The organism is Pseudomonas sp. NBRC 111123 (genome assembly GCF_001320205.1).
Taxonomy (GTDB): domain Bacteria; phylum Pseudomonadota; class Gammaproteobacteria; order Pseudomonadales; family Pseudomonadaceae; genus Aquipseudomonas; species Aquipseudomonas putida_J.
In genome coordinates, this window is record NZ_BCAZ01000003.1 from 194429 (window position 1) to 212094 (window position 17666).

Sequence of the window (17666 nt, forward strand, 5' to 3'; positions counted from 1 at the left end):
GCATGCATCAGGAAGCCGGGTTGATCGGCTTTTCCGGATACCAGGCGTCCAGCAGTGGGCTGACTTCAATGGTGGTCAGTTCACTGCGGCCTTTGAGCCAGGCTTCGACGGTAGCACGCTGCTCTTCGCTGACCGAGCCGCGGTTGGCCAGGCAGACCAGGCCGAAATCATCGCCGCCGACGTAGTCCAGGCCGTTGGCATCCATGGCTTCTGCCAGGAAGGCGTCGAGGAAGGCATCAATGGCTTCGTCGGACAGGTCTTCCTTGAAACCCAGGTTCAGTTCAAAACCCAGCTCCTGGAATTCATCAACGCACAGCTTCTTGCGCAGACGACGGGAACGGTTGGTAGCCATGAAACAATCCTCTTGAGTAATAACGCGCGGCACTTTAACAGTTTCCACGCTGCAAAGGCGCTTTTCCGTCGAACGTGGCGCATGAACGCTGCGCTTGGGGCATAATGCGCTCTATATTTCTTGGGGTGATCATCTCTTACAGCCCCATTGTCATTTTCCCTCGTCCGCAGGGTACTTAATCCATATGATCAAAAAGCTCCGCCCCCTCGTTCTCGCCGGCCTGCTGTTGCCACTCGCATTGCCCAGCCAGGCTGCTGCCGTCAATACCACCCTGCCGCCGAAAGTCCAGCAGGCGCTCAAGGCCAACAAGCTGCAGGACAGCGCCCTGTCGCTGGTCATGCTGCCGCTGAACGGGCCCGGATCAGCCACCGTGTTCAACGCCGATGTGTCGGTCAACCCGGCTTCGACCATGAAGCTGGTCACCACCTACGCCGCCCTTGAACTGCTCGGCCCGACCTTCCAGTGGAAAACCGAGTTCTACACCGATGGCACCCTGAGCAACGGCGTGCTCAATGGCAACCTGTACCTCAAGGGCGGCGGCGACCCCAAACTGAACATGGAGAAGCTCTGGCTGCTGATGCGTGACCTGCGCGCCAATGGCGTACGCACTGTTACCGGCGACCTGGTGCTGGACCGTAGCCACTTCGTGCAACCCAACCTGCCACAGTTCGATGATGACGGCGGCGACGTCAACAAGCCGTTCCTGGTCAAGCCCGACTCGCTGATGATCAACCTCAAGGCCTTGCGCTTCGTTGCCCGCAACGACGGCGGCAAGGTGACCGTTGCCGTCGAACCTCCGATCGCCAGCATCCACATCGATAACCAGGTCAAGGCCGTAGCCTCCAAGCAATGCAGCGGCGACGTTCGCTATAACCCCGTGCCGCAGCCCGACGGTATCAGCGTGACCGTCACCGGCCAACTGGGTGATGGTTGCAACTCGCAGACTTACCTGTCACTGCTTGACCACCCGACCTACGCCGCCGGCGCCGTGCGGGCGATCTGGAACGAACTGGGTGGCAGCATCCAGGGCCGTGACCGCTTCGAGAATGTGCCGAAGAGCGCACGCCTGCTGGCCCGGGCCTTCTCGCCCGACCTGGTAGAAGTGATCCGCGACATCAACAAATACAGTAACAACACCATGGCCCAGCAGCTGTTCCTGAGCCTGGGTGCACAGTTCCGCACCGACGCCGATGGCGACGACGCACGCGCAGCGCAGCGCGTAGTGCGTCAGTGGCTGGCGAAGAAAGGCATCACCGCGCCGCACCTGGTGATGGAGAACGGCTCCGGCCTGTCGCGCGCCGAGCGGGTCAGCACCCGCGAGATGGCGGCAGTGCTGCAGGCCGCGTGGAACAGCCCCTACTCGGCCGAGTTCATCAGCTCGATGCCGCTGGTGGGCATGGACGGCACCATGCGTAAACGCCTCAAGCGCACCGCCATGACCGGTGAAGGGCACATCAAGACCGGCACCCTGAACACCGTGCGGGCGATCGCCGGCTTTAGCCGTGACAGCAACGGCAACACTTGGGCGGTGGCGGCGATCCTCAACGATCCGAAGCCGTGGGGAGCCTCGCAAGTACTCGACCAGGTGCTGCTCGACCTGTATCGCCAGCCGAAACTGAACAACAGCGCGACCGCTGCGGCGCCTTGATATGGCTGTAGCCTGTACTGGCCTCTTCGCGGGTAAAACCCGCTCCCACAGGGACAGCACCACTCTCAATGGCAGTGGTTGACCTGTGGGAGCGGGTTTACCCGCGAAAGGGCCGGCACAGACCAAGAAGAAAGGTCAGGTCAACTCTGCCTCGACCCTGTCTCGGCCAGCCTGCTTGGCCGCATACACCCCGGCATCCGCGCGCAGCAGCAAGGCATCCGCCCCCTCCCCCAGCCGCCATCCGGCCACACCAAAGCTCGCGGTCACCTTGCCCACTCCTTCTACCGGCACGCTGCGCACCCCATGCCACAGCTCAATGGCCAACATCCGTGCCTGCTCGGCATTGCTGCCCGGGCACAGCACCATGAACTCCTCCCCACCCAGCCGACAAAATACATCGGTGCGGCGCAAACGCTGACTGATCCGTTGGCACAGGCTGCGCAACACATGGTCACCCACGGCATGGCCGTATTGATCGTTGATCCGTTTGAAATGGTCGATGTCGAGCATGATCACCGCCAGATCCAGCCCATCACGCTGGGCGCGGTCCAGTTCGACCTTGAGCCGCTCCTGGAAATAACGGCGGTTATGAATACCGGTCAGCGCATCGGTCACCGACAATGCACGCAACTCTTCCTCGACCCCTTTGAGGTCGGAGATATCGGTGAGGTAGCCATGCCACAGCGTGCAACCCTCTTCGCCAGGCTCGGGCGTCGCTTCGCCGCGCACCCAGCGCAACCCGGCACGCGGCAGGCACACCCGGTACTCTTCACGCCACGGCGAAAGGTGTTCGGCGGAATAACGCACCGAACGGCGCACGCGCTCAAGGTCATCGGGATGAATGCGCTCGAATACCGCCGTGGCATCCTCGCGCAACAACTGCAGATCGACCTCGTAGATGTCGAACAAGCCCTGGCTGGCATACGGAAAGCATGAGTGACCATCGGCATCCAGCTGGTACTGATAGATCCCGCCGGGCACTTCCGCGCTGAGTTTCTCCAGCAAGCGATCACGCAGGGCCAAGGCCTCGTGCACACGCCGCCGCTCGGTGACATCGATGCAGATCGCCAGGTAGCCAACCCATAGCCCCTGCTCATCGAGTACGGCAGTCACCAGCATGTTGGCCAGCAAATGGCTGCCATCCTTGCGCACCAAAGTCCACTCGCCCGGCTCGCCACCACTGTCCTGGATGGTCTCGGCGAACATCGCCTGGCCACCGGCGATGTGCCGCCCATAGCGCAGGCTCAAGGCATGGGCGCGCTGGTTGAGCTCTTCTGGCATCACCAGATCTTCCAGCTGCAGGTGCCCGATGGCTTCAATGGCCGAATAGCCCAGCATGCGTTCGGCACCGGCGTTGAAAGTGCTGACTTCGCCTTTGAGGCTGGTCGCGATGATGGCCACCTGGGTTGCGGCATTCAGAACGCTGCGCAACTGATTGTGAGTATCGCGCAACGACTGCTCGCTGACCCGCAGCGCCACCGTGCGCTGCTCGACCAGGGTCAAGGCACGCTGACGCTGGCTGAAAAGGTTGTAGAGCAAGGCGCTCAGCAGCAGGCTCAGCAAGCCGCCGAGCAGCCCCACGGTCAAGGCAGCGGCAGACTGGTTGGCTTGCAGAAATGCCTGGCTCGGACGAATGTCGAGCTGGAAATGGTGGTCGGCAAGGTGCAGCAGCTGCGTGCTGCCCAAGGCCAATGCCGCCACCGGGTTCTGCGAATCGAACAGCACTTCATGGCCATCGCGCCCGCTCGGGTCGATGATGCGCACCACCAGATTGTCATCCGCAGCGACAGGCAGGCCTTCGGTGATCAACTGGCGCATGTTCAGCAAGGCCATGACAAAACCCGCTGGCGGCTCAGCCGGCCGTTCATCAGAGAACACCGGTGCCACCATCAGCAGCCCACGGCCAAAGCCAGGAGCGACGCTGAGCATGTCCAGCGGCTCGGAAACCGCCATGCTGCCTGGCTGCAGTGCCCGCGCCAACGTCTGCTCGCGGGCCGGCTGGCTACGCAGGTCGAGCCCGTAGGGTTGCCCCTGCAAGGTGTCGGCCTGGGTGTAGAGCACCGGGTAGTAGTGGTCACGCCGTGGCGAAGGGTGCCAGTTTCCTGCGCCATCCAGCTCGCGAATCAGGTAATCCTGCCGCAACCAGGCACTGGCCTGGCGCTCGAACTCGCGTCGCTGCCCGGCCTCGACCCGCGGCGCCCAGGAATAGGCCTGGGTCCGCTGCAGCAAGGGCCGCGCGTAGCCATCGAATTCGTTCGGGGTGATGTCGTTGGAGTAGGTAAAGAAGCGCCGCAAACCATCCAGGCGTTGCTCCTGGTCGTCGAAACGCTCGGCGATGCGGCTATGACGTTCGCTGGCCAGCAGCTCGAACCGCTGGCGCAACTGCTGCTTGTAGAACGCCTGCGCGGCCAGCGCCAAGGCAGCCGAAAGCAGCACGCCGGCCACCAACGCCACCAGCGCCACCGCCCAGGCAGCCATCGCCTCGCTGCACAGGCCCAGCACCTTCGCACGCACGCCCCACTTCGACATAGATCGATCTCATCACGTCAGCGTCCTGCGAATTCTCTGGCCCTGTGCTGAGTTATAGCTATTGGCCATTAGGCACGCAATGCGCCTTGTCGAATTAACGCAACTGCAGGCGCCAGGCGCGATGGATGCGGTTGTTGCGGGCGAAGTCCGGGTCCAGGGTCTGGGCGCTGATTTCTTCGACCGCATAGCGCGTGCTCACATGCTCATCGAGCTGGAACTTGCGGAAGTTGTTCGAGAAATACAGCACGCCACCCGGTGCAAGACGGGCCATGGCCAGGTCGAGCAGTTGCACATGGTCACGCTGAACATCGAACACCCCTTCCATGCGTTTGGAGTTGGAGAAGGTCGGCGGGTCGATGAAGATCAGGTCGTAGCTGTCGCGGTTGCCTTCCAGCCAGGCCATGACATCGCCCTGCTCCAGGCGGTTACGCTCGGAGAAGCCGTTCAGCGACAGGTTGCGCCGCGCCCAGTCCAGGTAGGTTTTCGACAGGTCGACACTGGTGGTGCTGCGCGCACCGCCCTTGGCCGCGTGCACAGTGGCCGTGGCGGTGTAGCAGAACAGGTTGAGGAAGCGCTTGCCGTTGGCCTCGCGCTGGATGCGCATGCGCATCGGGCGGTGGTCGAGGAACAACCCGGTGTCGAGGTAGTCGGTGAGGTTGACCAGCAGCTTCACGCCGCCTTCGTTGACTTCCTGGAAACGCCCTTCGGTCGCCTGGCGCTCGTACTGGCGGGTGCCGCTCTGGCGCTCGCGGCGCTTGAGCACCACACGCTGCGGGTCGATGTTCAATGCCTGGGGGATCGCCGCCAGGGCATCGAGCAGGCGCGCCTGGGCCTTGTCCGGGTCGATCGAGCGCGGGGCCGCGTATTCCTGCACATGCACCCAGTCCTGGTAGAGGTCGACCGCCAAGGCATACTCAGGCATGTCGGCATCGTACAGTCGGTAGCAGTCGACCTGCTCGCGCCGGGCCCACTTGCCAAGCTGCTTGAGGTTCTTTTGCAGGCGGTTGGCGAACATCTGCGCGCCTTCCGACAGGCGTGCCGGCTCGCTCGCTACTGCTGCAGGGCGGCGGGTCTCGCCATTGTCGGCCTGGGCCTCGCGACGCTCGCCGGTGACGAACTGGTCAGGCTGGACCTTGAACAGCAGCAGCTTGCACGGCAGCGCGCCGTTCCAGAAGGCATATTGCTTGTGGCTGCGGATGCCCATGCGCTTGCCCAGCTCCGGGGCTCCGGTGAACACCGCCGCTTCCCAGCCCATGCAGGCCTGGCGCAGGCGCTCGCCAAAGTTCTGGTAGAGGTACAGCAGGCTGGCTTCGTCACCCAGCCGCTCACCGTACGGCGGGTTGCTGATGACCAGGCCTTTCTGGTTCTGGTCCGGGCGCGGCTCGAAGGTGCTGACTTCGCCCTGGTAGATCTTCACCCAGTCACCCAGGCCTGCGCGCTCGACGTTATTGCGCCCTGGCTGGATCAGCCGCGGGTCGGCTTCATAACCGCGAATCCACAGGGGTGGCTTGGCCAGGCCGGCTTGCGCGCGGGCCTGCCCCTCTTCGTGGACCTTGCGCCAGGTCGCCGGTACGTGGCCGAGCCAGGCACTGAAGCCCCAGCGCTCACGCTTGAGGTTGGGCGCGATGTCGGCGGCGATCATCGCCGCCTCCACCAGGAAGGTGCCGACACCGCACATCGGGTCGGCCAGGGCGCCACCTTCAGCGGCAATGCGCGGCCAGCCGGCGCGAATCAGTACCGCTGCCGCCAGGTTTTCCTTCAGCGGCGCGGCGCCTTGCTGCAGGCGATAGCCACGCTGGTGCAGGCTGTGACCGGACAGGTCGAGGGACAGAATCGCTTCGCCGCGATCCAGGCGCAGGTGCACGCGCACATCCGGGTCGACCTTTTCCACCGACGGGCGCAGGCCTTCACGGTTGCGCAGCTTGTCGACGATCGCGTCCTTGACCTTGAGCGCACCGAAATGGGTGTTGTCGATGCCCGAGCCATGGCCGCTGAATTCCACGGCCAGGGTGCCGTCGGCAGCCAGGTGGTCGGCCCAGTCGACGGCGTGCACGCCATCGTAGAGGTCATCGGCGTTCTTCATCGAGAAGCGCTTGAGCACCAGCAACACGCGGTTGGCCAGACGCGACCACAGGCACAGGCGGTAGGCGGTTTCCATGTCGGCGGCGCCGCGAATGGCCGAGGTGTGCTCACGCACATCATCCAGGCCGAGGCCTCGGGCCTCTTCGGCAAGCAGGCCTTCCAGGCCTTTGGGGCAGGTGAGATAGAGTTCGAAACGGTCCGACATGAGTATTCCAGCGCCTTGGGCTATGTAAGTGACGAGGCGACGCATCGCCTTGCCGATGTTTGCCCGAACGCCCTTCCAGCAAGCGTCCGGGTGGCCTTCCCCACTGCTTCATAGCAGCCGGACGGCCGGGCCGCCTGATCGATCAGCCGCTCGCCAGGTGGCAAAAACAGCTTAGATCATCAGGCAGTTCAAATAATTTCGGTCGACTTCGGGGCCAGTGTGACCCTTCGTCGCATTACCAGATATTTCTGTCATTCCCCAGCAACGCTGGCGAAATGACGTCAAGGTTCGGCAAACCCTGATCATAGCGGGCTCAACGTCAAACAAGGTTGAGTCGCATTTATTTACTTATCCCCTCACCCTTGGAAAGGTTACGTGCTTATGACAAATCGATCATTCACACGGTGACCTGCATTCGATAGAACTGGTCTCAGGCCGCTTCGCAACGAGGCGGCACCTTCAGCTCGCCACGCCGGCAGCGAGCGCAAAACCGGCAGAACGACTCTGCCCGGCCTCGGAGAGGCCGACGGGACATTACAGTCAACAAGTGAGGGCAACACCCTATGAGAAGACTTAAGCGTGATCCGTTGGAAAGAGCATATTCACGTGGCTACCAATACGGGGTCACCGGCAAATCCCGCGAACTTTGCCCCTTTACTCTACCTTCAGTTCGCCAAGCCTGGATCAACGGCTGGCGCGAAGGTCGCGGTGATAACTGGGACGGAATGACTGGCACCGCTGGCATCCATAGACTCAACGAAAATCACGCCGTTGGCTGATCGAGGACACTGAATTCGAGTTACCATGCGCGCCCTATCCGGGCGGCGGGCTTCGGCCCAAGGGCCCCTTGAAGGGGCCCTTTTTTATGCCCGCCGTCAGGCCTTGGGCATTGCCGCGATCGCATCCACTGCTTCACGGATCAGCGCCGGCCCTTTGTAGATGAACCCCGAGTAGATCTGCACCAAGCTCGCCCCAGCAGCGATCTTCTCGGCCGCATGACGGCCTTCGGTAATGCCACCGGCGGCGATGATCGGCAGCTTGCCACCCAGCTCACCTGCAAGCACCTTCACAATGTGCGTGCTCTTCTGAAGCACGGGCGCACCCGACAGGCCACCGGCCTCGCCACCATGCTCCAGCGCTTCGACTCCCTCGCGGCTCAGGGTGGTGTTGGTGGCAATCACCGCATCCATTCCCGACTCCATCAGCGCCGAGGCCACCAGCGCGGTTTCCTCGTCGCTCATGTCCGGCGCGATCTTGATCGCCAGCGGCACCCGCTTGCCCTGCTCGGCGGCCAACTGCTCACGGCGCTCGGCCAGGGCATCCAGCAGCTGCTTGAGCGAGTCGCCGAACTGCAGGCTGCGCAGGCCTGGGGTGTTCGGCGAGCTGACGTTGACGGTGATGTAACTGGCCTCGGTATAGACCTTGTTCAGGCAGATCAGGTAGTCGTCGACCGCACGCTCGACCGGGGTATCGAAGTTCTTGCCGATGTTGATACCCAGCACCCCGTCATAGCGCGCAGCACGCACGCGCTCGAGCAGGTGATCGACGCCCAGGTTGTTGAACCCCATGCGGTTGATGATCGCCGTCGCCTGCGGCAGGCGGAACAGCCGCGGCTTGGGGTTGCCAGGCTGCGGGCGTGGGGTCACGGTGCCGATCTCGACGAAGCCAAAGCCCAGCTGGGCGAAGCCGTCGATGGCCGCGCCGTTCTTGTCCAGGCCCGCCGCAAGCCCTACCGGGTTGGCGAAGTTCAAACCCATCACGGTCACCGGCAGCGCAGCCGGCTGCTTGCACAGCACACCGTTGAGCCCAAGCCGGCCACCGGCGCCGATCAGGTCCAGGGACAGGTCATGGGAGGTTTCCGGGGAAAGCTTGAACAGCAGCTGGCGGGCCAGGGTATACATGGGCGGGCAAGGCTCGGGGTGAGTGAGGCAGCGATTATAGCCAGCGCGCGCCTGGCATGACAGGGGCTTGGCACATGGGTTGCTACTTCGCTTGCCTACAGCCTATTCAGTACGGGCGAGGACCTTTGTGAATACAGCACCTCTCGCCTGGGTAAACGGTAGCGACGCGCCGGAAAAACCCAGCCTCAACATTGGCTACATGGCCCTGACCGATTGCGCCTCGGTGGTGGTCGCCGCCACCCAGGGCTTCGCCCAGCAACATGGCCTGACGCTCAACCTCAAGCGCCAGGGCTCCTGGGCCGGCTTGCGCGACAAGCTGGCCAGCGGCGAGCTGGATGCCGCCCACTGCCTCTATGGCCTGGTCTACGCGGTGCACCTGGGCATCGGTGGCGTGCCAGCCAACGACATGGCGGTGCTCATGGGCCTGAACCAGAATGCCCAGGCCATCCACCTGTCGCCAGCCTTGCAGCACAAAGGCGTGACCAGCCCTGAGGCACTGGCGCACCTGGTGCACCAGCATGGCGCACGGCTGACCTTTGCCCAGACCTTCCCCACCGGCACCCACGCCATGTGGCTGTATTACTGGCTGGCCAGCCAGGGTATCCACCCATTGCATGACGTCAGCAGCGTAGTGGTGCCACCCGCTCAGATGGCGGCGCACATCCAGGCTGGGCGCATCGACGGTTTCTGCGTCGGCGAACCCTGGGCCGCTGCCGCCGTCGGCCAAGGCCTGGGCTTCACCCTGGCTACCAGCCAGTCGATCTGGCCCGACCACCCGGAAAAAGTACTGGCCAGCGCTCGCGCCTTCGTCGAACAGTACCCCAATAGCGCACGCGCACTGATCAAGGCGGTGCTCGCCGCCAGCCGGTTCATCGAACAGAGCCCTGAGAACCTGCGCAGCACCGCACAACTGCTCAGCGGTAGCGCCTACCTGGACACACCGCTGGAACATGTCGAACCGCGCCTGCTGGGCAATTATCAGGACGGCCTGGGCAACGCTTGGCACGACCGGCACGCCCTGCGCCTGTTCGACCAAGGCCGCGCCAATTGGCCTTATCTGTCGGACGGTATGTGGTTCATGACCCAATTCCGCCGCTGGGGCCTGCTGCACGATGACCCTGACTACCTGGGCGTGGCTCGCCAGGTGCAGCAATTGCAGGTGTACCGCGAGGCCGCCGCGTCGCTCGGCGTGCCGTGCCCCGAGTCAGCCATGCGCAGCAGCCTGCTGATCGACGGTGTGCGTTGGGACGGCACTGACCCGTATGCCTACGCCCGCAGCTTCCGCCTGCACGCCCTGGGCGATACGCCCGGTGCCCGGATCGGTTTGTGAGGGGCATCGCCATGCTGCGCATACTGCTGATCGACGATACCCGGAACAAACTTGGCCGCCTCAAGGCCGCTTTGCGCGAAGCGGGCTTCGAGGTGATCGAAGCCCCGGACCTGACCATTGACCTGCCGTCCTGCATCCAAACGGTGCGCCCGGACGTCGTGTTGATTGATACCGACTCCCCCGACCGCGACGTGATGGAACAGGTGGTGCTGGTCAGCCGCGACCAGCCGCGGCCAATCGTGCTGTTCACCGACGAGCACGACCCGGCCGTAATGCGCCAGGCGATCCAGGCCGGGGTCAGCGCCTACATCGTTGAAGGCATTCATGCCGCACGCCTGCAGCCGATCCTCGATGTGGCCATGGCCCGTTTCGAAAGCGACCAGGCGCTCAAGGCCCAACTGCTGGCCCGCGACCAGCAACTGGCCGAGCGCAAGCGCATCGAGCAGGCCAAGGGGTTGCTGATGAAGATGAAGGACTGCAACGAGGAACAGGCCTACACCCTGATGCGCCGGCAGGCCATGAGCCGGCAGCAGAAGCTCATCCAGGTAGCCGAGCAGATCATCGCCATGCATGAAATGCTCGGCTAGCACCGCAATCGCGCCCCTTGTAGGAGCGGCCTTGTGTCGCGAACGGCTGCGAAGCAGCCCCACAGTCTTCGGGCAAATGCTGAAATAGCCGGGGCTGGTTCGCAGCCGTTCGCGACACAAGGCCGCTCCTACAGGGATCGTGCATGCAGGGCACAGAGTTGGCCCAGCTCTTGCTGAAGATATTCCACCGGTAGCCAACGGCGGTTGCCTCATAAAACTCCCGACAAAGACGTCGCTCCCCCTCCACACCAGTGGACCGGGTAGCGGCGTCTTTTTCGTTTCCGTTGCATTGCCGAGTGAGGTGTTCGATGAGTACCAGCTTCTGGAAATCCGGGCATGTGCCCACGCTGTTCGCCGCGTTCCTGTATTTCGACCTGAGCTTCATGGTCTGGTACCTGCTTGGCCCACTGGCGGTGCAGATCGCCGCCGACCTGCAACTGAGCGCCCAGCAACGCGGCCTGATGGTGGCCACGCCGATTCTCGCTGGTGCGGTGCTGCGTTTCGTCATGGGCGTGCTGGTCGATCGCCTGTCGCCGAAAACCGCCGGCCTGATCGGCCAGGTGATCGTCATCGTCGCCCTCGCCGGCGCCTGGTATCTGGGGGTGCACACCTATGAACAAGCCCTGCTGCTGGGCGTGTTCCTCGGTGTTGCCGGCGCCTCGTTCGCCGTATCGCTGCCACTGGCCTCGCAGTGGTACCCGCCACAGCACCAGGGCAAGGCCATGGGTATCGCTGGCGCGGGCAACTCCGGCACGGTGTTCGCCGCCCTGTTGGCGCCCGTGCTGGCTGCTGCGTTCGGCTGGAACAACGTTTTCGGCGTTGCGGTGCTCCCGCTGCTGCTGACCCTGGCGCTGTTCGCCCTGCTCGCCCGCAATGCCCCACAACGGCCCAAGCCGAAGGCCGCAGCCGACTACCTGAAAGCCTTGGGCGACCGTGACAGCTGGTGGTTCATGTTCTTCTACAGTGTCACCTTCGGTGGCTTCATCGGCCTGGCCAGCGCGCTGCCCGGCTATTTCAGTGACCAGTACGCCCTGAGCCCGGTCACCGCTGGCTACTACACCGCCGCCTGCGTGTTCGCCGGCAGCCTGATGCGCCCGCTGGGGGGCGCCTTGGCCGACCGTTTCGGCGGTATCCGCACCCTGCTCGGCATGTACAGCGTGGCCGCCATCTGCATAGCGGCAGTCGGCTTCAACCTGCCGAGCGCTGCAGCGGCCCTGGCGTTGTTCGTCAGTGCCATGCTCGGCCTCGGCGCCGGAAATGGCGCGGTGTTCCAGCTGGTACCGCAACGCTTCCGCCAAGAGATCGGCGTAATGACCGGGCTGATCGGCATGGCCGGTGGCATCGGCGGCTTCCTGCTGGCGGCAGGGCTCGGCGCTATCAAGCAGCATACCGGCGACTATCAGCTTGGCCTGTGGCTGTTCGCCAGCCTTGGCCTGCTCGCCTGGTTCGGCCTGCACGGGGTCAAGCAACGCTGGCGCACCACCTGGGGCTCGGCAGCCGTTACCGCTGCGCGGGTCTGAGGCAGCGCCATGAGCCTGCAACTGAGCTTTGCCCAGGCCAGCGCCACCGGGCCACGCACAGAGAACCAGGACGCCCTGCGCCTGGTCACGCCGGCGCCGGAGCTGGCCGCCAGCAAAGGCTACCTGTTCGCCCTCGCCGATGGCGTCAGCCAGTGTGCCGACGGCGGCCTGGCAGCCCGCGCCAGCTTGCAGGCCCTGGCCATGGACTATTACGCCACCCCCGCCACCTGGGGCGTGGCCCAGGCCCTGGACCGCCTGCTGCTGGCACAGAACCGCTGGTTGCGCGCCCAAGGCAACCAGCCTTTACTGACCACACTGAGCGCCCTGGTCCTGCGAGGGCGCCGCTTCACCCTGGCGCACGTGGGCGATTGCCGGGCCTATCGCTGGCACGCCGGGCACCTGCATTGCCTGAGCGAAGACCACGTCTGGGACCAGCCCGGCATGCAACACGTGCTAAAGCGCGCGCTGGGGCTGGATCAGCACCTGCTGGTCGACTATCTGGACGGCGAACTGCAGGCCGGCGAATGCTACCTGCTACTCAGCGACGGCGTATGGGCAAGCCTCGGCGACCAACACATCCAGGCCGTGCTGCGCGAGCAGCCCGACCTGCAGTCTGCCGCCGACACCCTGGTTGCCAGCGCCCTGCACAACGGCAGCCAGGATAACGCCAGCGCCTTGCTGGTGCGGGTCGAGCAACTGGGCACAGCCAACCTCGGCGACACCCTGGTGCAACTGCAGCAGTGGCCATTGCCGGGCCCGCTGCGTGACGCCCAGATGATCGATGGTTGGCAGGTCGAAACGCGCCTGGCGCACAGCCGCCAGTCACTGCTCTACCGTGTGCGTGACGCGCAGGGCCAACCATGGCTGCTGAAGACTTTACCCGAGGACCGCGAACAGGAACCGGGCGCCGCTCAAGCCCTGCTGCTGGAGGAATGGTTCCTGCGCCGGGTCGCAGGCCGTCACTTTCCCGAGCTGCATGCCGCAGGCCGGCGTCAACACCTGTACTACGTGATGCGCGAACACAGTGGCAGAACCCTCGCGGCGCACTTCGCCGAAAATGGCCCGTTACCGCTGGCACAGTGGATGGAGGTCGCCCGCCAGCTGCTGCAAGCGGTCGGCGTACTGCACAGGCGCAATCTGCTGCACCGCGACATCAAGCCCGACAACCTGCACCTGGGTGATGACGGCCAGCTGCGCCTTCTGGACTTCGGCCTGGCGTATTGCCCCGGTCTCTCCCAGGACCCGCTGCACGAGCTGCCAGGCACGCCTTCGTTCATCGCTCCGGAAGCCTTCGAAGGCCAACCGCCCAGCCCACGCCAGGACCTGTACGCGGCGGGCGTCACGCTCTATCACCTGCTGACCGGGCACTACCCCTACGGCGAGATTGAAGCGTTCCAGCGCCCACGCTTCGGCCAGGCGGTCAATGCCTCACGCTATCGCCCTGACCTGCCCGAATGGCTGCAGCACAACCTTCAGCAATCCGTGGCAGCGGACCCGTCACAACGCTTTGAAACCGCTGAGCAGTGGCTACTGCTGCTCGAACGCGGTGACCGCCAGGAACTGCCCAACCGCCCACGCCCGCTGCTTGAGCGCGAGCCGTTGAAAGTCTGGCGAACGCTGGCCCTGCTATCGCTGTTGTTCAACCTGTTACTGCTGTTCGCCCTGCTCAGGGGCTGAATGTGCCTTGCCGATGAGGAAACACTGATGAATGCAAAAGTCTGGCTGGTCGGTGCCGGCCCTGGCGACCCTGAACTGCTCACGCTCAAGGCCGTGCGCGCACTGCAACAGGCCGAAGTGGTGATGATCGACGACCTGGTCAACCCGGCCGTACTGGAGCACTGCCCGCACGCCAGGGTAATTGCAGTGGGCAAGCGCGGCGGCTGCCGTTCCACGCCACAGGCCTTCATCCAGCGCTTGATGCTGCGCCATGCACGGCAGGGGCGTTGCGTGGTGCGGCTCAAGGGCGGTGACCCGTGCATCTTTGGCCGGGGCGGCGAGGAGGCACTGTGGCTGCAAGGCCATGGCATCGACGTGGAACTGGTCAACGGCATTACCGCAGGCCTGGCCGGAGCCACCCAGTGCGGTATCTCGCTGACCTCGCGCGGGGTCAGCCGAGGGGTGACGCTGGTGACCGCGCACACCCAGGATGACAGCGAACTGAATTGGGCAGCACTGGCCCAGGGCGGCACGACCCTGGTGATTTACATGGGCGTGGCGCGGCTTGAGCAGATCAGCCGGGGGCTGCTGGAGGGCGGCATGGCGCCGGGGATGCCGGTGGCGATGATCGAGAATGCGTCGTTGCCACAGCAGCGGGAGTGTCGCAGCGATGTATCGCGAATGGTCGAGGATGCTCGGGCGTTCGGACTGAGCAGCCCGGCAATTCTGGTGATCGGCGAAGTGGTTAGGGCGCAGGTGATGAAGGCATGGGCGGCAATGGCTGGGTAATGCCAGCACAGACAAAAAAGAAAACCCAGGCAAAGAAAAACCCGGCCGAGGCCGGGTTTTTCATTGAAGCTTCAGACCAATTACTTGGACTGGGCTTCTACCTGAGCTTCAACGCGACGGTTGATAGCACGGCCTTCTTCGGTGGCGTTGTCGGCAACCGGACGGGTTTCGCCGTAGCCAACCGAGTCAACACGGCTGGATTCTACGCCGTACTGCTGGGTCAGGACCTGCTTAACAGCGTTGGCACGACGCTCGGACAGCTTCTGGTTGTAAGCGTCTGGGCCGACGGAGTCAGTGTGACCTTCAACCACGGTGGTGGTTTGTGGGTACTGCTTCATGAAGTCAGCCAGGTTCTTGATGTCGCCGTAGCTGTTTGGCTTGACGACCGACTTGTCGAAGTCGAACTTGACGTCCAGCTCAACGCGAACGACTTCGGCAACAGCCGGGCAGCCATCAGCATCAACGGTAACGTTGGCTGGGGTGTCTGGGCACTTGTCGACGTTGTCGCAAACACCGTCGTTGTCGGAGTCGGAGCAGACTTCGGCAACTGGAGCAGGCGCTGCAGCAACTTTGCCACCGCTACCACCGAAGTTCAGACCAACACCAACGGTTGGACCCCACTCGGTGTTGCCGTCATCGATGTTGTACATGGCTTCTACGCCGGCACGGGCGAAGAACATGTCGGTGATGTACCACTTGGCGCCAGCGCCAACGTTGGCGAAGGTGGAGTGGTCACGGCCGTTACGCGTGGCCTGGCCCAGGCTCTCGTGAGCGAAACCAGCGGAAACGTACGGACGCAGAGCGTCGCCGACGGTACCGAAGTGGTAGGTAGCGTCCAGCTTGGCCTTGGAACCTTTGATGTCCTTGTTGAAGACTTCGCCACGAGCGTTGTGAGTCTCGTTGTAGCCCAGGTCCAGGGATACGTCGTCAGTCAGGAAGTAACCCAGACGAACACCAGGATTGGTGCCGTCGTTCTTGAAGTTACGCTCGCTGTCGTAGTACTGCTTGGTCACGTTGCCTTCGATTTCGACCGCGCCCTGGCCTTGAGCCATAACGCCGAACGAAGTAGCTGCGACGAGCGAGCCAATGGCCAAGCCCAAGGTGTTTTTCAATTTCATCCGTTAAATCCCCATCTGGTGATAGTTAAGCAGTCCCACCAACATCCGGGGGACAACTCGACGGCAAGTCTAGCAGAACTCACCGATCCGTTAGAGATATTTACAAGGGACTAAGTTTCATCCAGACCTGCAAATTTCTCACGAAGCTTGTCTAGCGCGCGCTTGTAGCGCATTTTCGTCGCGCTCAGGCCCATGTGCATGATATCGGCGATTTCCTGGAATTCCAGTTCTGCGACAAAGCGCAACACCAGAATTTCCCGATCGATCGGGTTCACATGCACCAGCCACTTGTCCAGCCCGCCTTTTTCTTCCGGTTTCGGAGCCTTCTCTTCCGACGCCTCTTCTACAGGGTCCAGGCTCAAGGCATCCATCAACCGGCGTTTACGACGCTCCTTGCGGTACTGGGTAATGCATTCGTTGTAGGTAATGCTGTAGAGCCAGGTCTTGAACTTGGATTTGCCCTCGAAGTTCTTCAGACCGTACAGCACCTTCAGCATCACTTCTTGACAGACATCATCAGCATCGCGGTCGTTCCCCAGATAACGCGCACAGACGTTGAACAGGGTCCGCTGATAGCGCCGCATGAGCTCCTCATAGGCGCGGGTTACGTGATACAGCTCCTCATGCGAACGCGCCACCAACTCCTCGTCGGTGAGTTCGCGGGGGTCATAACGCATGGGCGGCGAATGAACTTTATTCAAAACGGATCTGGCCGACAGTCAGGTCAATGTCGCCGCTCAGCCCCTTTGGGCTGATTTCGCGGCGGCATACATTAACAGCTTTTGTGCGGTTAGCGGCTATTGACTCGCTGCTCGAGGAGCACGCGATTGGACAGCGACACCAGTTCGCCATCATCGGTCAACAGCGTCGTCTTGACCGTGCCGATCTCTTCGATCATTCCTTCAACCTCTCCAATCCGCACCTGCTGGCCGACCTGGTAGAGTTCGCGAACGTAGATGCCGGCCAGGATCTGCCCGGCGATTTCGCGGCTGCCAAGGCCCATCGCAAGCGCAACGGCCAGACCAACGGTAATCAGCCCAATGACGATCACGTGGTTGAGCAGGTCGGTCTTGACCTCGAGCTGGCTGATCGCCACCGAGATGCTGATGATGATCACCAGGCCCTGAGTGATGCGCCCCAGGCCTGCGGAGTATTCCAGGCCGATACCTTCGGCAGCGCCACGCACCAAGCCGTTGGCAACCTGCGCCAGCAGCACGCCGGCCAGCAGCACCAGCGCTGCGCCAAAGACCTTGGGCAGGTAAAGGGCGAGCATGTCGAGGGTTGCCGAAACACGCTCCAGGCCCAACGATTCAGCGGCCGATACCAGGAAGATCAGCAACACGAACCAGTACACGACCTTGCCGATCAGGGTCGAGATCGGCACCTGGATGCCGACCCGGCCAAGCATCTTGGTCAGCCCGGTGCCGGCCATCAGACGGTCAAGGCCGACTTTGGCCAGAAGCTTGGAAAGCAGTGTGTCAAGCAGCTTGGCCACCACGAAACCGAGCAGCACCACGACCAGCGCGCCGAACAGGTTAGGGATGAAGTTCGCTACCTTGGTCCATAGGGCGGTCATCGCAGTGACCAGGCTCTGGGTCCAGAGATCGAGTTCCATATTCAATCGGCCTTATCTGCTTTGCTGCCATCTGCAGCGTTGCGGGTAGAGTGTCGACGCACCGGCGCAACGTGCGCCGAACCATTGTTCACGGCGATCAGCAACGCCTGGCTCCAGCGGCCAAGCAGGCTGAACAGATCACCGGCGCCGACCTGGCGGTTGGCGGTTTTGAGCACGCGACCCAGGCACGCGGCATCGTCTCGCTCCTCACCGGAGGGCGACGCATTGAGCAGGTCACGCAGGGATTGTTCAAACGGATCGTGCATGGGCACCTCGCGCAGTATCAGTCAGAGACGAGATGGCCGGGCGACGGGTCACACATCGCACAGGGGCG

At 63.1% G+C, this 17666-nt stretch carries 15 protein-coding genes; 7 read left to right on the forward strand and 8 right to left on the reverse strand.

Going from position 1 to position 17666, the window contains the following annotated elements; genetic code table 11:
* Positions 1-7: 7 nt before the first annotated feature.
* Positions 8-352: a YggL family protein gene (locus tag APH27_RS03315; RefSeq protein ID WP_027919421.1), complete on the reverse strand. Its 345-nt coding sequence runs from the start codon at positions 350-352 to the stop codon at positions 8-10.
* A gap of 184 nt (positions 353-536) precedes the next feature.
* On the opposite strand from APH27_RS03315, the gene dacB reads away from it, so the two are divergent.
* Positions 537-2000 carry a D-alanyl-D-alanine carboxypeptidase/D-alanyl-D-alanine-endopeptidase gene (gene dacB, locus APH27_RS03320; protein WP_060483968.1) on the forward strand — a complete coding sequence of 488 codons (1464 nt, stop codon included), beginning with the start codon at positions 537-539 and terminating at the stop codon, positions 1998-2000.
* A 135-nt stretch (positions 2001-2135) separates the two neighbouring features.
* Here dacB and APH27_RS03325 read toward each other — a convergent pair whose 3' ends face one another.
* Both APH27_RS03325 and rlmKL read right to left on the reverse strand, forming a co-directional pair.
* The gene (locus APH27_RS03325; RefSeq protein WP_060483969.1) at positions 2136-4529 is read right to left on the reverse strand and encodes a diguanylate cyclase; all 2394 of its coding nucleotides are present in this window, start codon (positions 4527-4529) and stop codon (positions 2136-2138) included.
* Between the two features lie 94 nt (positions 4530-4623).
* A complete protein-coding gene (gene rlmKL, locus APH27_RS03330; protein WP_027919418.1) occupies positions 4624-6816 on the reverse strand; it encodes a bifunctional 23S rRNA (guanine(2069)-N(7))-methyltransferase RlmK/23S rRNA (guanine(2445)-N(2))-methyltransferase RlmL in 2193 nt (730 codons plus the stop codon).
* A 563-nt stretch (positions 6817-7379) separates the two neighbouring features.
* Here rlmKL and rmf point away from each other — a divergent pair.
* Positions 7380-7595, forward strand: coding sequence for a ribosome modulation factor (gene rmf / locus APH27_RS25570; protein WP_079227119.1), 216 nt, complete (start codon positions 7380-7382; stop codon positions 7593-7595).
* A 96-nt stretch (positions 7596-7691) separates the two neighbouring features.
* On the opposite strand, the gene APH27_RS03335 is transcribed toward rmf, so the two are convergent.
* Complete coding sequence (locus APH27_RS03335) at positions 7692-8717, reverse strand: quinone-dependent dihydroorotate dehydrogenase (protein ID WP_060483970.1); 1026 nt, start codon at positions 8715-8717, stop codon at positions 7692-7694.
* Positions 8718-8844: 127 nt separating this feature from the next.
* Between APH27_RS03335 and APH27_RS03340 the strand changes: the two genes are divergently transcribed.
* The 5 genes from APH27_RS03340 (at position 8845) to cobA (ending at position 14599) form a co-directional block, all read left to right on the forward strand.
* Positions 8845-10047 carry a CmpA/NrtA family ABC transporter substrate-binding protein gene (locus APH27_RS03340; protein ID WP_060483971.1) on the forward strand — a complete coding sequence of 401 codons (1203 nt, stop codon included), beginning with the start codon at positions 8845-8847 and terminating at the stop codon, positions 10045-10047.
* A gap of 11 nt (positions 10048-10058) precedes the next feature.
* Positions 10059-10634, forward strand: a complete 576-nt coding sequence (locus APH27_RS03345; protein WP_060483987.1) for an ANTAR domain-containing response regulator — start codon at positions 10059-10061, stop codon at positions 10632-10634.
* A gap of 308 nt (positions 10635-10942) precedes the next feature.
* Positions 10943-12154: a NarK/NasA family nitrate transporter gene (locus APH27_RS03350; protein ID WP_027919414.1), complete on the forward strand. Its 1212-nt coding sequence runs from the start codon at positions 10943-10945 to the stop codon at positions 12152-12154.
* A 9-nt stretch (positions 12155-12163) separates the two neighbouring features.
* Positions 12164-13831: a bifunctional protein-serine/threonine kinase/phosphatase gene (locus tag APH27_RS03355; protein ID WP_027919413.1), complete on the forward strand. Its 1668-nt coding sequence runs from the start codon at positions 12164-12166 to the stop codon at positions 13829-13831.
* 27 nt (positions 13832-13858) lie between these two features.
* On the forward strand, positions 13859-14599 hold the full coding sequence (gene cobA / locus APH27_RS03360) for a uroporphyrinogen-III C-methyltransferase (RefSeq protein WP_060483972.1): 741 nt from the start codon (positions 13859-13861) through the stop codon (positions 14597-14599).
* Between the two features lie 80 nt (positions 14600-14679).
* Here the strand turns inward: cobA and APH27_RS03365 are convergent, their stop codons facing one another.
* The 4 genes from APH27_RS03365 to APH27_RS03380 form a co-directional block, all read right to left on the reverse strand.
* Positions 14680-15717: an OmpA family protein gene (locus APH27_RS03365; protein WP_060483973.1), complete on the reverse strand. Its 1038-nt coding sequence runs from the start codon at positions 15715-15717 to the stop codon at positions 14680-14682.
* 110 nt (positions 15718-15827) lie between these two features.
* Entirely contained in the window at positions 15828-16394 is a 567-nt protein-coding gene (sigX, locus tag APH27_RS03370; RefSeq protein ID WP_033696348.1) for an RNA polymerase sigma factor SigX, read from the reverse strand.
* A gap of 113 nt (positions 16395-16507) precedes the next feature.
* Complete coding sequence (locus APH27_RS03375; RefSeq protein WP_027919410.1) at positions 16508-17332, reverse strand: mechanosensitive ion channel domain-containing protein; 825 nt, start codon at positions 17330-17332, stop codon at positions 16508-16510.
* A 2-nt stretch (positions 17333-17334) separates the two neighbouring features.
* The gene (locus APH27_RS03380) at positions 17335-17598 is read right to left on the reverse strand and encodes a hypothetical protein (protein ID WP_027919409.1); all 264 of its coding nucleotides are present in this window, start codon (positions 17596-17598) and stop codon (positions 17335-17337) included.
* Positions 17599-17666: the final 68 nt, after the last annotated feature.